The sequence below is a fragment of the Devosia sp. genome, assembly GCF_024707125.1.
Lineage (GTDB): Bacteria > Pseudomonadota > Alphaproteobacteria > Rhizobiales > Devosiaceae > Devosia.
In genome coordinates this window covers 831,661-847,428 of record NZ_JANQAH010000011.1, presented here as the reverse complement: position 1 = coordinate 847,428, position 15,768 = coordinate 831,661, and the positions used below count along the sequence as shown (strand labels likewise).

At 62.0% G+C, this 15,768-nt stretch carries 14 protein-coding genes; 10 read left to right on the top strand and 4 right to left on the bottom strand.

Features of this window, described 5'->3' with window-relative positions; translation table 11 throughout:
- The first annotated feature begins 22 nt into the window (after positions 1-22).
- Positions 23-1,780, top strand: a complete 1,758-nt coding sequence (locus tag NVV77_RS18855) for a type I secretion system permease/ATPase (protein ID WP_295415491.1) — start codon at positions 23-25, stop codon at positions 1,778-1,780.
- Entirely contained in the window at positions 1,777-3,078 is a 1,302-nt protein-coding gene (locus tag NVV77_RS18850; protein WP_295415489.1) for an HlyD family type I secretion periplasmic adaptor subunit, read from the top strand. Before NVV77_RS18855 ends, NVV77_RS18850 begins: the two co-directional genes overlap by 4 nt.
- A 56-nt stretch (positions 3,079-3,134) precedes the next feature.
- Here NVV77_RS18850 and NVV77_RS18845 read toward each other — a convergent pair whose 3' ends face one another.
- Positions 3,135-3,785: a hypothetical protein gene (locus NVV77_RS18845; protein WP_295415487.1), complete on the bottom strand. Its 651-nt coding sequence runs from the start codon at positions 3,783-3,785 to the stop codon at positions 3,135-3,137.
- A gap of 391 nt (positions 3,786-4,176) precedes the next feature.
- Complete coding sequence (locus NVV77_RS18840; protein ID WP_295415484.1) at positions 4,177-4,923, bottom strand: SDR family NAD(P)-dependent oxidoreductase; 747 nt, start codon at positions 4,921-4,923, stop codon at positions 4,177-4,179.
- 478 nt (positions 4,924-5,401) lie between these two features.
- Here NVV77_RS18840 and NVV77_RS18835 point away from each other — a divergent pair, with 478 nt between their 5' ends.
- From NVV77_RS18835 to NVV77_RS18800, 8 genes are all read left to right on the top strand, one after another.
- Complete coding sequence (locus NVV77_RS18835) at positions 5,402-6,979, top strand: ABC transporter substrate-binding protein (protein ID WP_295415482.1); 1,578 nt, start codon at positions 5,402-5,404, stop codon at positions 6,977-6,979.
- A gap of 70 nt (positions 6,980-7,049) precedes the next feature.
- Positions 7,050-8,030 carry an ABC transporter permease gene (locus NVV77_RS18830; RefSeq protein WP_295415480.1) on the top strand — a complete coding sequence of 327 codons (981 nt, stop codon included), beginning with the start codon at positions 7,050-7,052 and terminating at the stop codon, positions 8,028-8,030.
- Between the two features lie 85 nt (positions 8,031-8,115).
- Positions 8,116-8,994 carry an ABC transporter permease gene (locus tag NVV77_RS18825; protein WP_295416232.1) on the top strand — a complete coding sequence of 293 codons (879 nt, stop codon included), beginning with the start codon at positions 8,116-8,118 and terminating at the stop codon, positions 8,992-8,994.
- Positions 8,994-10,634: an ABC transporter ATP-binding protein gene (locus NVV77_RS18820; protein ID WP_295415478.1), complete on the top strand. Its 1,641-nt coding sequence runs from the start codon at positions 8,994-8,996 to the stop codon at positions 10,632-10,634. The genes NVV77_RS18825 and NVV77_RS18820 overlap by 1 nt, the downstream gene beginning before the upstream one ends.
- Before the next feature lie 17 nt (positions 10,635-10,651).
- The gene (locus NVV77_RS18815) at positions 10,652-11,263 is read left to right on the top strand and encodes a TetR/AcrR family transcriptional regulator (RefSeq protein ID WP_295415476.1); all 612 of its coding nucleotides are present in this window, start codon (positions 10,652-10,654) and stop codon (positions 11,261-11,263) included.
- A gap of 189 nt (positions 11,264-11,452) precedes the next feature.
- A complete protein-coding gene (locus NVV77_RS18810; RefSeq protein WP_295415474.1) occupies positions 11,453-11,971 on the top strand; it encodes a sigma-70 family RNA polymerase sigma factor in 519 nt (172 codons plus the stop codon).
- Complete coding sequence (locus NVV77_RS18805) at positions 11,971-12,732, top strand: anti-sigma factor (RefSeq protein ID WP_295415472.1); 762 nt, start codon at positions 11,971-11,973, stop codon at positions 12,730-12,732. Before NVV77_RS18810 ends, NVV77_RS18805 begins: the two co-directional genes overlap by 1 nt.
- 12 nt (positions 12,733-12,744) lie before the next feature.
- Positions 12,745-13,467 carry a Bax inhibitor-1/YccA family protein gene (locus tag NVV77_RS18800; protein WP_295415470.1) on the top strand — a complete coding sequence of 241 codons (723 nt, stop codon included), beginning with the start codon at positions 12,745-12,747 and terminating at the stop codon, positions 13,465-13,467.
- Positions 13,468-13,536: 69 nt separating this feature from the next.
- On the opposite strand, the gene NVV77_RS18795 is transcribed toward NVV77_RS18800, so the two are convergent.
- Positions 13,537-14,703 (bottom strand): hypothetical protein, encoded by a 1,167-nt coding sequence (locus NVV77_RS18795; RefSeq protein WP_295415468.1) that lies wholly within the window; start codon positions 14,701-14,703, stop codon positions 13,537-13,539.
- Positions 14,704-14,714: 11 nt separating this feature from the next.
- Positions 14,715-15,686 (bottom strand): aldo/keto reductase, encoded by a 972-nt coding sequence (locus NVV77_RS18790; RefSeq protein ID WP_295415467.1) that lies wholly within the window; start codon positions 15,684-15,686, stop codon positions 14,715-14,717.
- Between the last annotated feature and the right edge of the window lie 82 nt (positions 15,687-15,768).

Genomic DNA, 15,768 nt, shown 5'->3' with positions numbered 1-15,768 from the left:
GGACCGATGAGGGCGAGCTATCATGTCGACTTCCGCTCAAAGACACGCAGCGCGGGGCGCCTCCGAACTCAATGGCGTTCTCGCCAAGTCGCGAAACGCCTTCCTGGGCGCCTTCGTCTTCAGCATGATCATCAACTTGCTGATGCTGAACGGCTCCATGTTCATGCTGCAGGTTTATGACCGCATCCTGCCCAGCCGCAGCATCGCTACCCTGGTCGGCCTCTCGGCCATCGTGCTGGTCCTCTTCGCCTTCCAGGGGCTGCTCGAAATCATCCGCGGCCGCCTGCTCGGCCGTGTCGGCGCCGCACTCGATGAAACCCTCTCCGAGCGCACCTATGATGCGATGGTGCGCTCAACCATCAGCCGGAGCGCCGCCAATGATGGCGGTCAACCGCTGCGTGACCTCGAGCAGATCCGTTCCTTCCTCTCCGGCGCCGGTCCTGGTGCCCTGTTCGACCTGCCCTGGATGCCGCTCTATGTGCTGGTCTGCTACGCCTTTCACCCCTGGCTCGGGATTGCCGCCCTATGTGGTGCGGCCCTGCTGCTGGTCCTGACAATTCTGGCTGAAGCCCTGGGCCAGAAACCGGCGCGCCTTGCCATGGGGCATGCCGCGCAGCGCAATATCGTCAGCGAATCCAGCCGCCGCAATGCCGAAGTCCTGGTCTCCATGGGCATGCTGCGCCCCCTCACGCGCATCTGGGGCCAAACCAGCGACAAGCTGCTGAGGGCCCAGGAGCGCGCCACCGATCTCACCGGCACGCTCAGCGCCATCACAAGGATGATGCGGATGGTCCTGCAGTCAGGCGTGCTCGCGCTCGGGGCTTATCTCGTCATTGTGGGCGAGGCGTCGCCGGGCGTGATCATCGCCAGTTCGATCCTCGTCGCCCGCGCTCTCGCGCCCGTGGAACTGGCAACCGCCAACTGGAAGAATTTTATCGCCGCCCGGCAAAGCTGGCGGCGGCTCGCAACGCTGTTGAGCGAAGTACCCGCAGAGAGCGATCCCTATCCCCTGCCGCCGCCGACGGGCATGGTCACCGTCAACGCTCTCTCCTTGTCGCCGCCCGGCACGGATGTCCTGGCCCTTCACGGCATCAATTTCACGCTCTCGGCCGGATCAGGCTTGGGCATTATCGGCCGCAGCGGCTCGGGAAAATCGTCGCTGGCACGGGCCCTGGTCGGCGTCTGGCCTGGGCGCCTGGGGAGCATACGGTTTGACGGCGCCACCATTGACCAGTGGTCGCAGGAAACGCTGGGGCGGCATATCGGCTATCTGCCGCAGGATGTGGAGCTTTTCGCCGGAACCGTGGCGCAGAATATTGCCCGTTTCCATCAGGACGCCGATCCACAGGCGACCATTGCCGCCGCAAAGTCCGCCGGCGTTCACAACCTCATCACCCAGCTGCCCGATGGCTATGAAACCCAGATCGGGGAATCGGGCGCCAAACTGTCGGGCGGGCAGCGCCAGCGCATCGCCCTTGCCCGGGCAATATATGGCGACCCGTTCCTCGTGGTCCTCGATGAGCCCAGTTCCAGCCTCGATGCGGAAGGCGAGGAGGCCCTGGCTCAGACACTGCTGGCCATTCGCAAGCGCAATGGTATCGCCATTGTGGTGGCCCATCGCCCGAGCGCGCTGGTGGGCCTCGATCAGGTGCTGGTCCTTGCCGATGGCCGTCAGCGCGCCTTCGGCCCGAAGGAGGAGGTGATCAGGGAAATCCTGCGTCAGGACGTATCCACCCCAATCCACCCCGAACGGCACCATCAGGGAGGGAGCGCAGCATGACAGCTTCCCCCTCTCGCGCCCGCAGGTCGATGCGCCATCTGCTGCTCACGGGCGGCCTCGTCACCCTGCTCCTGGTCCTGGGCGTCGGCGTCTGGGCGGCCATGGTCGAGATATCAGGGGCGATCGTGACGGCCGGCAGCGTGGTCGTCGATTCCAGCGTCAAACGCGTTCAGCATCCAACCGGCGGCATTGTCAGCGAATTGCGGGTGCGCGACGGGCAGCTTGTGGCCAATGGCGATATCCTCGCCCAACTCGACGCGACAGTGCCGCAGGCGAGCCTTGCCATGGTTTCCGACGCCATTTCAGAGCTGACGGTGCGCAGGGCCCGCCTCCTTGCCGAACAGGCCTTCGTCGAAGGGGTCGACTATCCGCCCACCCTTGATCGGACCGATCCCCGGCTTGCCAATATCATGGCGGGGGAAGCCGATCTGATGGAAACGCGGCGCATCGCGCGCGAGGGACAGAAGGCGCAGTTGAGCGAGCAAATTCTGCAATCCGAGCAGGAAGTGGTCGGCAATGAGGCCCAGTTGGCCGCGCTCGGACGGCTCCTCGTGTCATATCGAGCCGAGCTCGAAAACGTTGCGGCGCTGCGCGAGGAAAACCTCGTCACGGCCGCTCGCGTCGCCGAGATCGAACGGCGCCTGGCTGAACTCGAAGGGTCCCAGGGGCAGATGATCGCCACGATTGCCATGATCCGCGGTCGCATCAGCCAGACACGTCTCGAAATCGCCCAGATCGACGACGTGCTGCAAAGCGAAGTCACCAAGGAATTGCGCGAGATCGATGCCCAGCTGAGTGAGCTCGAACAGCGACGCGTCACGGCGCTCGACCAGTTGCAGCGTGTGACCATCAGGGCGCCCCAGGCTGGGTTCATCCACCAATTGGCGGTTCACACGGTCGGAGGCGTCGTCGCGCCGGGCGAAACGCTGATGCTGGTCGTGCCTGACAATGACGATCTGATCATCGAGGCGCGCGTATCGCCTCAGGATATTGACCAATTGACGATCGGGCAGGAGGCGATGGTGCGCCTCTCATCCTTCTCCCTCCGCACGACGCCGGACCTTCACGGGGAGATCACCCAGATTTCGGCGGATCGCATCAGCGACGGACAATCGGGTCAAACCTACTATCTGTCGCGCATTCGTTTGGCGGACACCGAGCTGGCCAAGTTGGGCGAGCTGGAACTGCTGCCCGGCATGCCGACCGAAGTGTTCATCAAAACCCAGGATCGCAGCATCCTCACCTATCTCACCCAGCCCATGGCCGATCAGGTCGCCCGCGCCTTCCGGGAGGAATAGAACAGTCCGGGCGGGAGAACCCGCCCGGACGTTCATTGGCAAAAGTTGGGGCTCGGTCAGGCTGCCGAAGGCCGGTCAGACGCACCGACTTCCTGCCCGCGACCCTGACGCCAACGCATCAGCGCCTCGATGCTGAAGAAGGCGGTAATGGCCAGGGCATTGGTTGTGATCAGCAAGGCGCAGAACAGGGCCCAGAGCTGGTTGGCCGGCAGGCTGTTGTTGAACTGCGGAATGCTGCCCAGTGCCACCGGAACATACCAGCAGGTGGCCGAAGTGGCTCCGCCGATCAGCATCAGCACGCGCTGGCGCAGGCTGAGGCCATCGAACAGCGTGCGCGACACTTGCTGATCGACCAAGGGCAGCACGGCCCGGTGCAGATAGACGGCATTGACCGTGAGGACTGCGACGATGCTCACCTTGGCCCAGATTTTTGGATTGGCCAGTTTTTCCGGATCGAAGGCTCCATAATAGGCCAAAAACCCCAGTCCGCTGATCCACAGCAAGATGAGCCCAACGGTCACTACCCGCGTGCCGAAGTGGAATGCATCTGCCTGAGACTGGCGGATTTTGCTGCGCAGCATGAAGCGGACGATCATCAGATCGAGGAAGGTAGCCGTGCCGAGTCCAAGGGCCAGACCGATGAAGTGTATGATGCGAATACCGCCCTTGATAAAGATCGGCTCGGATAGAATAGAAAGTACCTGCATGATACCCCGTGCGTGCTTTAGCAGTCAGTCTCCTGCACAAGCAGCGCTGACGTTTAAAAGATCGAATGTTACGCAAATGTAACTTGAAGTAGCCGCACAACATCGACCACATTGAACTAGGGTTGTGCAGGCCGCGGGGCAGCGATTACTGATCACTGCATCGTGTAAAAATAGAACTTGAAACGGGGCCGATTTATGAAAATTTGTTTACCGTTCGGTCATGGCGACGAGGGCTGGGCGTAAACTGCTCGCCCCTCCCTAAGAATTTATCGCAATCAGGCGCCATTTCCCGGTGAAATAGGCAGCTCCGAGGCCAGCGGGCGCCGCACTTTCGACCAACCATGGCGAGAATCGGGCAGCTCAAATGCCCGATGTCAGTCCCGACATCACTTCAATAAGTGCACCGTCCGCCCGAGAGGTCGAAGACCGAGGCAGTGGTAAAGCTGTTCTCCCTGGAGACGAGCCAGGCCACCATTGCGGCCGCCTCATCGACTTCAAGAAACCTTCCCCGTGGAATCCGGGTCAGCATGTACTGGATGAATTCGTCCGTCAGGGTGTCCAGAATTCGGGTCTTGGCCGTGGCCGGGGTGATGGCATTGACCGCGATGTCATAGCCCGCCAGTTCCTTGCCCAGCGATTTTGTCAGCCCGATCACGCCCGCCTTGGCCGCCGAATAGGCCGAAAGATTGGGGTTTCCTTCCTTGCCGGCCACCGAGGAGATATTGACGATGCGCCCGTAATTGCGCGCCTTCATCGCGGGAACGACGGCCTTGTTGACGTAGAATGTGCCGTTGAGATTGATCTCGACCACCCGCCGCCATTCGTCCGGATCATATTGATCAAGGCTGGCATTGCTCCCCGCAACACCCGCCGAATTGACCAGGATCGACACTCCGCCGACCTCGGCCTCGACCCGCGCATGCGCCTCGACCAGCCCATCGAGATCAGTGATATCCACCACCTGGCTCGATGCGCCGGTGCCCAGCGCATCTACTGCCCTTGCCAGGGTCTCTTCGTCGCGGTCCCAAAGGCTGACCTTGGCACCGGAATCGAGAATGCGCTTGGCCATGGCAAATCCCAGGCCCTGTGCGCCGCCGGTGATGACGGCCACCTGGCCGTTAAGGTCGATCTGATTCATCTACTCTCTCCTGAACCGCCGGGCCTTGTTCAAGGTCTTTTGGGCGGCCTGCTGCCTAAAGTCCCTGCTTCGGCGTTGTGAGGGTAGCGGGAAGAGCGGGAGAAAAGCCAGACCCAACAGCGCTATGAGCGCTCAAGAGCCGCCCCGGCAGTGGTGGCCCAGGGCCTCTGCCAAACCGCCATGCGGGCCCGCCGGGGAGAATTTTTCTGGGTGCGTGGAAGAAATTCCATCTTCCATCCGTATACATGACGTGCGAACTAGCACGTCATGTATTTTCCGCAACTTTCACCAATAGAAAGCCGAACTGATTTCGTAAAATACGTTCGGCTTGGTGTTTATAACAGCTTTGTGGTGGGGTTGTGACTATTGCGCTCGGGTTTGTGCAATTGCGCTCCTGATAAAATTGGGCTTTCGTGTGGCCCAAGCCTTCCAAACATCTATTTCGAGAAGGCGCTATTCAGGAACGGAGAGAACGCTAATGCACACTTCACTGACTCGCATTGCCGCAGCGCTTGTCGCTTCGACCATGCTCGCCGGTGTGGCCAATGCCGAGACCATCCGCTGGGCCCGCTCATCGGACGCACTCACGCTGGACCCGCATTCGCAAAACCAGGGCAATACGCACACGCTGGCCCACCACATCTATGAGACGCTGGTTGGCCGCGACAATGCCGGCACCCTGACGCCGCGCCTCGCTACCGAATGGGCACTCAAGGAAGGCGATGACACCGTCTGGGTGTTCAAGCTGCGCGAAGGCGTCAAATTCCACAATGGCAGCGATTTTACCGCCGAGGACGTGGTCTATTCGATCACCCGCGCCAAGAGCGAATTCTCGAACATGAAGCAGCTGCATTCCGTGGTGGAAGGCGTGACTGCGGTCGACGACTATACCGTCGAGTTCCAGATGGCCGGCCCCTCGCTCATCTACCCGAACAACCTCACCAATACCTTCATCATGGACAAGACCTGGGCCGACGAGAACGACCTCGCCGTCGTCCAGGATTTTGCCAGCGGCGCCACCAACCACGCCGTGCTCAACACCAATGGCACCGGTCCCTATACGCTGGTGTCGCGTGAAGTCGACGTGAAGACTGTGCTGGCCCTGAACCCGGAATGGTGGGGCGATGCTCCGGCCGTGACCGGCGTCGAATACCTGACCATTGCCGATGCGCAGACCCGTATCTCGGCGCTGCTCTCGGGTGAAGTCGACATCGTTCAGGACGTGCCGCCGCAGGATATCGAGCGCCTTTCCTCCACCGACGGTTTCAAGGTCGAAACGGGCCCGGAAAACCGCTTCATCTACTTTGGTTACAAATTCGGCGATGCGCCGCTGAAGTCGTCCAACATCACCGATAGCAACCCCTTCAACAATCCGCTGGTGCGTGAAGCCATGGAGCTGGTGCTCGATCGCGACGCCATCCAGAAGATTGTGATGCGCGGCCAGTCGATCCCGACCGGTATCCCCAACCCGCCCTTCGTCGCTGGCTGGACCGAAGAGCTCAATGCTTACCCGGCTCCCGATGTCGAAAAGGCCAAGGCCCTGATGGCCGAAGCCGGCTACGCCGATGGTTTTACCGTCACCCTCGACACGCCGAACAACCGCTATGTCAACGACGAGGCGATCTCGACCGCCTATGTCGGCATGCTCGGCCAGATCGGCATCCAGGTGACTCTGGCTTCGCGCCCGGTTGCCGAACACTCCCCGATCATCCTTGCCAACGAGAGCGACTTCTACCTCCTCGGCTGGGGTGTTCCGACCTTCGACAGCGCCTATGTGTTCAACGATCTGGTTCACTCCAAGACCGAAACGCACGGCACCTACAATGTCGGCCTCTATACCAACCCCGAACTCGACGCGAAGATCGTTGCCCTCGGCACCGAGAGCGACCAGGCCAAGCGTGACGCGAGCGTCGCCGAAATCTGGGACACCGTGAAGTCCGACCGCGTGCTGCTGCCGGTGCACAATCAGGTGCTGGCCTATGCAATGCGCTCGGGTGTGACGCTGCCGGTTCAGCCGGAAAACCAGCCGAATATGACCACGGTCACCTTCGAGTAAAGCGCTGAAATACCGGGCCGCCGCGTGGAGTTGTACGCTCTCGCGGCGGCCCGCCTTTTGAGGGGCGCCCATGCTTGCCTTTATCGCCCGACGGCTGCTTCAGTCCGTCATCGTCATGCTTGTCGTGGCGTTTATTGCCTTCCTTGTCTTCCGCTATGTCGGCGATCCCCTGGCCAACCTGCTCAGCCAGGATGCGACCATGGCCGACTATGAAGAGGCGCGCGAACGCCTCGGGCTCAACCAGCCCTTCTACGTCCAGTTCTACCACTTCGTGGTCAACGCCCTGCAGGGCCAGTTCGGCGTGTCCTATCGCCTGCAGCAGCCGGTCAGCCAGCTGATCCTCGAACGCCTGCCGGCAACCATCGAGTTGGCCATCGCCTCCTCGATCATCGCGCTCGTCTTCGGCGTTTTCCTCGGCGTCTATACCGCGCTCAAGCAGCGCGCCTTTTCGACCGGTGTCATCATGACCCTGTCGCTGATCGGTGTGTCGCTACCGACCTTTCTCATCGGCATCGGGCTCATCTATGTCTTCGCCGTCGAGCTGAAATGGCTGCCGTCCTTTGGGCGCGGCGAGGTCATCCAGATCGGCTGGTGGCGCACGGGTCTGCTTACTCAATCAGGCCTTCGTTCGCTGATCCTGCCCGCCATCACCCTCTCGCTCTTCCAGTTGACGCTGATCATGCGTCTCGTGCGCGCGGAAATGATGGAGGTGCTCCGCACCGACTATATCCGCTTCGCCCGGGCCCGCGGTCTCAGCTCGCGGGCGATCAATTTCGGCCATGCGCTGAAAAACACCATGGTGCCGGTGATCACCATTACCGGCCTGCAGCTCGGCTCCGTCATCGCCTTCGCCATCATCACCGAAACGGTGTTCCAGTGGCCGGGAGTCGGTTCGCTCTTCGTCAATTCCGTGGCCGCGGTCGACGTGCCTGTCATGGCCGCCTACCTCGTCTTCGTCGCGCTGGTTTTTGTGATCATCAACCTCATCGTCGACATCCTCTATTTCATCGTCGATCCGCGCCTGCGCGACGGCGCCAAATCCGGGAGGTAGCATCGTGACCGATCTGCCCCATTCCCCCGAGCAGCCGGTTTCCGCTGCCAAGACGTCGCGCTGGAAGACCTTCCTCCGCTCCGACATGGTCTGGTCCTATCGCCGCTCGCCGGTGACAGTGGTCGCCTCCATTGTCGCATTCCTGCTCATTGTCATGGCGGTCTTTGCCCCGCTGCTGGCGCCCTACAATCCGTTCAATCCGGCGACTCTCAACCTCATGGACGGCTTTACGCCGCCCAATTCGACCTCGATGGCGGGCAGCTATTTTGCGCTCGGCACCGACAATCAGGGCCGCGACGTGCTCTCGACCATCATGCATGGTCTTCGCGTTTCGCTCTTCGTCGGGGCCATGGCGACGCTCTTTGCCATGGTCATGGGTGTCGGGCTTGGGCTTGTCGCCGGCTATGTTGGCGGTCTCGTCGACGCCGTGATCATGCGCGTCGCTGATGTGCAGCTCTCGTTCCCCGCCATCCTCATTGCCCTCCTGATCTTCGGTGTTGCCCGCGGCATCATTCCGCCCAACCAGCAGGAAGGCGCGGCCATTTGGGTGCTCATCATCGCCATCGGCCTGGCCAATTGGGCGCAGTTTGCCCGCACGGTTCGCGGCGCAACCATGGTCGAGCGGCAGAAGGATTATGTGGCGGCGGCGCGCATTCTGGGCGTCAATCCGTTCATCATCCTCCTCCGCCATGTGCTGCCCAATGTCGTCGGCCCGGTGCTCGTCATCGGCACCATTGGCCTCGCGCTCGCCATCATCGAGGAAGCAACGCTGAGCTATCTCGGCGTCGGCGTGCCCCCGACCCAGCCCTCATTGGGAACGCTGATCCGTATCGGCCAGCAATTCCTCTTCTCCGGAGAGTGGTGGATCCTGCTCTTCCCCGCGATCACGCTGGTGCTGCTGGCGCTCTCGGTCAACCTGCTGGGTGACTGGCTGCGCGACGCCCTCAATCCGAAGTTGCGCTGATGACCACACCTGTTCTTTCCATTAGAGATCTCGTCGTCGACTTCCCGTTCCACGACGAGGTGTTCCGCGCGGTGGACGGTGTCTCCTTCGACATCATGCCCGGCGAAGTCGTCGGCGTTGTCGGGGAATCGGGCGCCGGCAAGTCGATGACGGGGTCAGCCGTCATCGGCCTTATCGAGCGGCCCGGCCGCATTTCGAGCGGCGAAATCCGCCTCAAGGGCGAGCGCATCGACAATCTCGACGAGCCAGAGAAAGCCAAGTTGCGCGGCAAGCGCATCGGCATGGTGTTTCAGGACCCGCTGACGAGCCTCAACCCGCTCTATACGGTGGGCCAACAGCTGGTCCAGACCATCCGCACGCACCTGCCTCTTGGCGAGGACGAAGCGCGGCAGAAGGCCATCGATCTTCTCACCGAGGCCGGCATTCCCAAGGCCGCCGAGCGTATCGACTCCTACCCGCACCAGTTCTCGGGCGGCATGCGGCAGCGCGTGGTCATCGCCCTCGCCATCGCCGCCGAGCCCGAACTGATCATTGCCGACGAACCGACCTCGGCCCTCGACGTCTCGGTACAGGCCCAGATCATCAAGGTGCTGAAAAAGCTCTGCTCCAATCATGGCGCAGCCGTCATGCTCATCACCCACGATATGGGCGTCATCGCCCAGACGGCCGACCGCTTGGTGGTGATGCATCAGGGCAAGGTGGTCGAGACGGGCACGGTGGGCGACATCATCCGCCGCCCGCGCGAGCCCTATACAGTCAAACTCATCGACTCGATCCCCACAATCGAGCGCAAAGAGGGCCATATCGACACACCGGCGCCAGCCAATGACGATGGCGCCTATGTGCAGGTGAAAAACCTCGTCCGCGATTTCGAACTCGGCCGCGGCAGCTTTACCAAACTGCTTCCCGGCAAGGTCGAAATGTTCCGGGCCGTCAGCGATGTCAGCTTTTCGATTCCCAAGGGCCAGACCTTTGGCCTCGTGGGCGAAAGCGGCTCGGGCAAGTCGACCTGCGCCAAGATGATTGTTGGCCTCGTGCGTCCGTCCTCGGGCCATATCACCGTCGATGGCCACGATATCTGGGCTGGCGGCGTTGGCCATCAGGAACGCCGCAAGCGCGTACAGATGATTTTCCAGGACCCCTATGCCAGCCTCAATCCGCGCTGGCGGGTCAAGGACATCATCGCCGAGCCCATGCGCACGCTCGGGCTCGCGCGCAACAAGACCGAAGTCGAGCATCGGGTCGCCGAATTGCTCAACAAGGTGCGCCTCGATCCCTCCGTCATGCGTAAATTCCCGCATGAGTTCTCGGGCGGTCAGCGCCAGCGCATCGCCATTGCCCGGGCCCTGTCGAGCCGGCCCGAATTCATCGTCTGCGACGAGCCGACCTCGGCGCTCGACGTCTCGGTGCAGGCGCAGGTGCTGGACCTGATGAGCGAATTGCAGTCCGAATTCGGGCTCACCTATCTCCTCATCAGCCACAACCTCGCCGTCGTGCGCCAGATGTCGACCTCGGTGGGCGTGCTCCACAACGGGGTTCTCGTCGAGCGCGGGCCGACAGACGCGATCTTCGACAGTCCACAGGCCGACTATACGAGAATGCTCCTGGACGCTGTTCCAGACATCTCCAAGGTCGCCTGAGCGAGGCCAGGCAAAAGATGAAGTCCCTCGAAGCACAGCGACGCAGGCACATCATCGATTGCACGATCACGGTGCTGGTGCGCGATGGCGTTGCCGGCACCTCGCTCTCGCGGGTGGCGTCCGAGGCCAAAGTCGCCAAGGGCATCATCTGCTACTATTTCGCCAGCAAGGACGGCCTCTTCGATGCCGTCCTTGCCAGCGTCCGGGAGCGCATGGTGGCCGCCGTCATTGCCGATGCCGAAGCGCTCGACGATGAATGGCAGCGCGTCTCCGCCTTCGTCACCGGCCACCTGACCTATGTGCGAAAACACCGCGCCGAAGTGCTGGCCCTGCGCCATCTGGCGTCCACAGGGGCAGGGGGCTCGGAGGTTTCAGACCACCTCGCCGTCTGGCGCGAACAGAAGGATTGGCTCGTTGGCACCCTGACGGCCGGGCAAGATCGGGGCGCCTTCAAGTCCTTCGATCCCGGCGTCGTCGCCACGGCCATTTCCGGCGCACTCGAAAGCGGCCTCCTGCAATGGGCGCATGACGCGACGATCGATCTCGACCTCTATGCCGGCCAGTTGCTTGATCTCTTTGAGCCCGGCGTCTGCGAGCCGACGCCCGAGGCCCAATTGGCCTCGGCTTAGCACGACAGTTTCTCCCCCACCGGCTGTCACCCCGGCGAAGGCCGGGGCCCATCCTGAGATCTCAAGATGGATCCCGGCCTTCGCCGGGATGACAATCGAGGTCGAGGCTGTCCACGCGATGACTAAGACCACGTAAGTTTTTTCTTTGCCGGCATGGAAGCGCCGGGCGGTTTTGTCCGTATATAGCTTATGGTCCCGCCCAAACCCCACAAATCCGAGGTCATGAAGGAGCTTCCGGCTCTGCGCCGCTATGCGCTGAGCCTGACGCGGCATCCGACCGATGCCGAGGATCTCGTGCATGATGCGCTGGTGCGGGCCATGGAGCGCAGCGTCACCTACAATCTTGCGGGGAACCTGCGCGGTTGGCTGATGTCCATCGTGCACAACCTGCACATCGACCGCGTTCGTTCCGGCAAGAGCGCGGCTGCCCGCGATCGGGATTTTGCCGCGCAAACCGCCGAAAGCCTGCCGCCCAACCAGCTCGACAGCGTCCGGCTCAATCAGGTGCGCCGTGCCTTCGATACGCTGCCCGACGAGCAGCGCGAGGCCATGCATCTGGTGACCATCGAAGGCCTCAGCTACGAGGAGGCGGCCGCGGTGCTGGGCGTGCCGGCGGGCACGGTGATGTCGCGTATTTCCCGCGGACGGGAGGCCCTGCGGCGCTGGGAAAGCGGACCGGCACTGAGACTGATCAAAGGAGGCGAATAATGCGGAACATTGAAACAGTCGACCCCCTGGAACTGGCGGCCTATGTCGATGATCAGCTCGACGTCTCGCGCCGTATCGAAATCGAACACTGGCTCTCCCAGCATCCCGATATCGCCGCCCAGGTGATGACGGACCTGCGCATGCGCGACGAACTGCGCCTCGCCCTTGCCGGCGACGAAGTCCCGCCCATGCCAGCCACCAGCGACGTCGCCCGCCGCCTCGAAGGGCGCCTCCATCGTGGCCAGTTTTTCCGCCGCCTCCGTCCGCTCGCCGCTGCGTCCTTCCTCCTCAGCGCCGGCTGGATCGCGCATAGCCAGATTGGCACCTTGCCGGCTCAGGCTTCGAGCAGCGTTCCGGAATATGTCACCGCCGCCGTCGAAGCCCACCACATCACGGCCCTCCGCGCCGGCATGCATTCGCAGCCGCGCGTCACCGATTACGATCCCGCCGAACTCCTCGCCGAAACCGCCATCCGCATGCCCAAGCTCCCGGCCGGCTGGTCGGTGACCGATGTGCAGGTCTATCCCTCCCATTTCGGCCCTAGTGTCGAGCTTGCCGTCAATGCCGGCGATCTCGGTGCCGTGTCGCTCTTTGCGGCGCGTCCGGGCCAGTTCATCGTGGAGCGTCCCTCCACGCGCCATGTCGACGATACGACAACTGCTTATTGGCAGTTCGGCGACATAGCCTATGCGCTCGTTGCGAGCGCTCCGCCCGGCGAGGTATCCCGCGCCGCCGGCTCCCTTTTCGATTCCCTATACTGACGGAGACTGACGATGGCTTTGCAGCCACAATCGCGCTGGAGCAATCCGGCATCCACCATGTCCGGCGCCGCCTTCGATGAAGGCCTGCGCAAGCACATGCTGCGCGTCTACAACTATATGGGCCTCGGCCTCGTCATCACCGGCCTCGTTGCCTTCTTCGTCGGCTCGACCCCGGCGCTCTATGTGCCGATCTTCTCTTCGCCGCTCAAATGGGTGGTGATGTTCGCTCCGCTCGCCTTCGTGATGTTCTTCTCGTTCAAGGTCAATTCGATCTCGGCCGGCGCCGCACAGACCATGTTTTGGGCTTTTTGTGCCGTCATGGGCCTCTCCATGGCCTCGATCTTCCTGGTCTTCACCGGCGCCAGCATTGCCCGCACCTTCTTCATCTCGGCCGCCATGTTCGGCGCGATGAGCCTTTACGGCTATACCACCAAGACGGACCTGACCAAGTTCGGCTCGTTCCTGATCATGGGTCTGATCGGCGTCGTCATCGCCTCGATCGTCAACATCTTCCTCGGCTCGAGCATGCTGCAATTCGCCGTTTCGGTTATCGGCATCCTTGTCTTCCTCGGCCTCACGGCCTGGGATACCCAGACCATCAAGGAACAGTTCGCCGAGAACAATGGCTCTGAAGCCAATCAGAAGCTCGCCGTCATGGGCGCGCTGTCGCTCTATCTGAGCTTCATCAACATCTTCCAGCTTCTCCTCAGCCTCACCGGCCAGACGGAAGAGTAAAGCGCTTCCAGGCGCCTGAAGGGAAAGGCCGGCGAGACTTTTTGGGTCTCGCCGGCCTTTCCTATTCGGTCATGCCTTCCAGTATTTCTTCAGCGTCGTCGGCGTATGCATGTTGTCGTAGAGGAAGCTCCAGAATTCCTTGCGCTCTTCCGGCGCAACCGTCTTCCAGACCTCGTGCACGGCCATGTCGCCCCCGTAATAGGCATAGACGAACGGCGCGCGCAGGTTGTGGCTGAGGAAGGCGAGACGCGAGCGCGCCGTCACCGGGTCCTGCAGCGCCTTGTCGGCCATGATCGGCACGATCTCATCAAGGCTCATCCCTTGCGCGTGCATCATCCAGGCCGCATTGCAGCGCATGGCGCTCCTCAGACGCTGCAGGGCAACGCCCAATTCGTCCTCGGGCCCATCGACCCAATCGAGGAAGAACATGCCATTGTCGGCAATGCCTTCGAACAAAGCGCTGCTGGCCGAACTCGTCACCACCTGCGCCCCATCGAGCGGCATCTTGCCCTCGGCGACATAGCGTTCGCGCAGGTTCATGTGCACCAGGTGCCCCGGAAACACTTCATGCGTCGCGAGGTGTTTTAGCGAAAACCGCGTATAGGGAAAATCGAGGTTCAACAGCACTTTTCGCGTTGGATAGTCGCAATAGGCCGAGAACGGCACGGCCGTAACGCCCTCTGGCTCCATCCATTCATGCGCCATGGGATACATGGTGGCCGTCACCCGCTCGCGGCCCTCAAGGATCAGCGCCTTCAGCTCCGCGAGAACGGCCTCCTTCGGCACCCGCGCCTGCGCTTCCCAGCGATTGAAATCCTCGGTAAGGCTGCCGCCGGCATAGCCAAGCTCATCGAGCTTTTCGCGGATCGTCTGGCGATAGCCTTCCAATTCCCCGTCAGGCACGAGTTGCGTCTCAACCCGAATCTGCCGCGCCACACGGTCAGAAAAGCTGATCGGCTTTTCCTCGAAGGTGGTCACGAGGGCCAACAGCGAGTCGATCATTTCGGCGACATAGTCACGACGCAGCTGCGTTTCCGCCTCGCCCGCATTGCGCACTGCCAGGGCTTCGAGCCGTTCCCGCGCCTCGGCATAGTCGCGCAGCGTGATCGGCTCGACCTCGGCCATGGCGACCGGGATCAGGCCTTCCTTGTCCAAAAAGCCATCGCTGCGCGGCGTGCTGCGATAGAGCGCGTCGATGCCGGCCGTCAGGCCCGCCAGTTCATTGCCAATCAGCATGGCCAAAACTCCTATTGGTGACCGGCAACCGGCTTGGGATGGTAGGGGGCTTCGATCAGTGCCACATCTTCGTCGCTGAGTTTCACCTCGAGCGCCGCCACGGCATCATCAAACTGATGGAGCTTCGAAATACCGACGATGGGCGCAGTAATGCCCGGACGCGTCGCGACCCAGGCATAAGCGATCTGGGCCGGCGGACGGCCATGGCGCTCGGCCACAGTGCGCACTGCAGCAACCACGGCATCGTCCTGTTCGCGAGAACGGTCATAGAGCGCCGAAGCGGTCTTGTCGGTCTGCGAGCGCGTCGTGTCGGCATCGGTGCGAGCCGCCAGGCGCCCGCGGGCGAGGGGGCTCCAGGGAATGACGCCAACACCTTCCGAGCGGCAGAGCGGCAGCATTTCGCGCTCTTCTTCCCGATAGATCAGGTTGTAGTGCGGCTGCATCGAAACGAAGGGCGCCCAGCCATTGGCGCGCTGCATTCCAAGCGCCTTCATGAACTGCCAGGCGTGCATGGAAGAGGCGCCGAGATAGCGCACCTTGCCGGCGCGAACCACGTCGTTGAGCGCATCCAGCGTCTCTTCGAGCGGGGTGCCGTAGTCGAAGCGGTGCAACTGGTAGAGGTCGATATAGTCGGTGCCAAGCCGCTTCAGGCTGCCGTCCACGGCCTCGAAAATATGCTTTCGCGACAGGCCCCTGTCATTGGGGTCGCTGCTCATCGGGTTGTAGAGCTTTGTCGCCAGCACAAGGTTTTGGCGCTTCCGCGTCGAGAGCACCTTGCCCACCACCTCTTCGCTCGCCCCCGCCGAATACATATCCGCCAGGTCGAAGAAGTTGATCCCGAGGTCTACTGCCTTGTCGATGATCGGCCGCGAGGCCGCTTCATCCAGCACCCATGGGGCCCAGTTTGGCGAGCCGAAGGTCATGCAGCCCAATGCCAGCTGCGACACTTTCAGGCCCGTTCGGCCCAGGTTGCTATATTCCATTAGTACACCTCAAGACGCAGAAAAAGACGCGCAAACGACGATGTTCCGGCGCGAAAGCCGGTAAAATTCGCCTGATTTCATG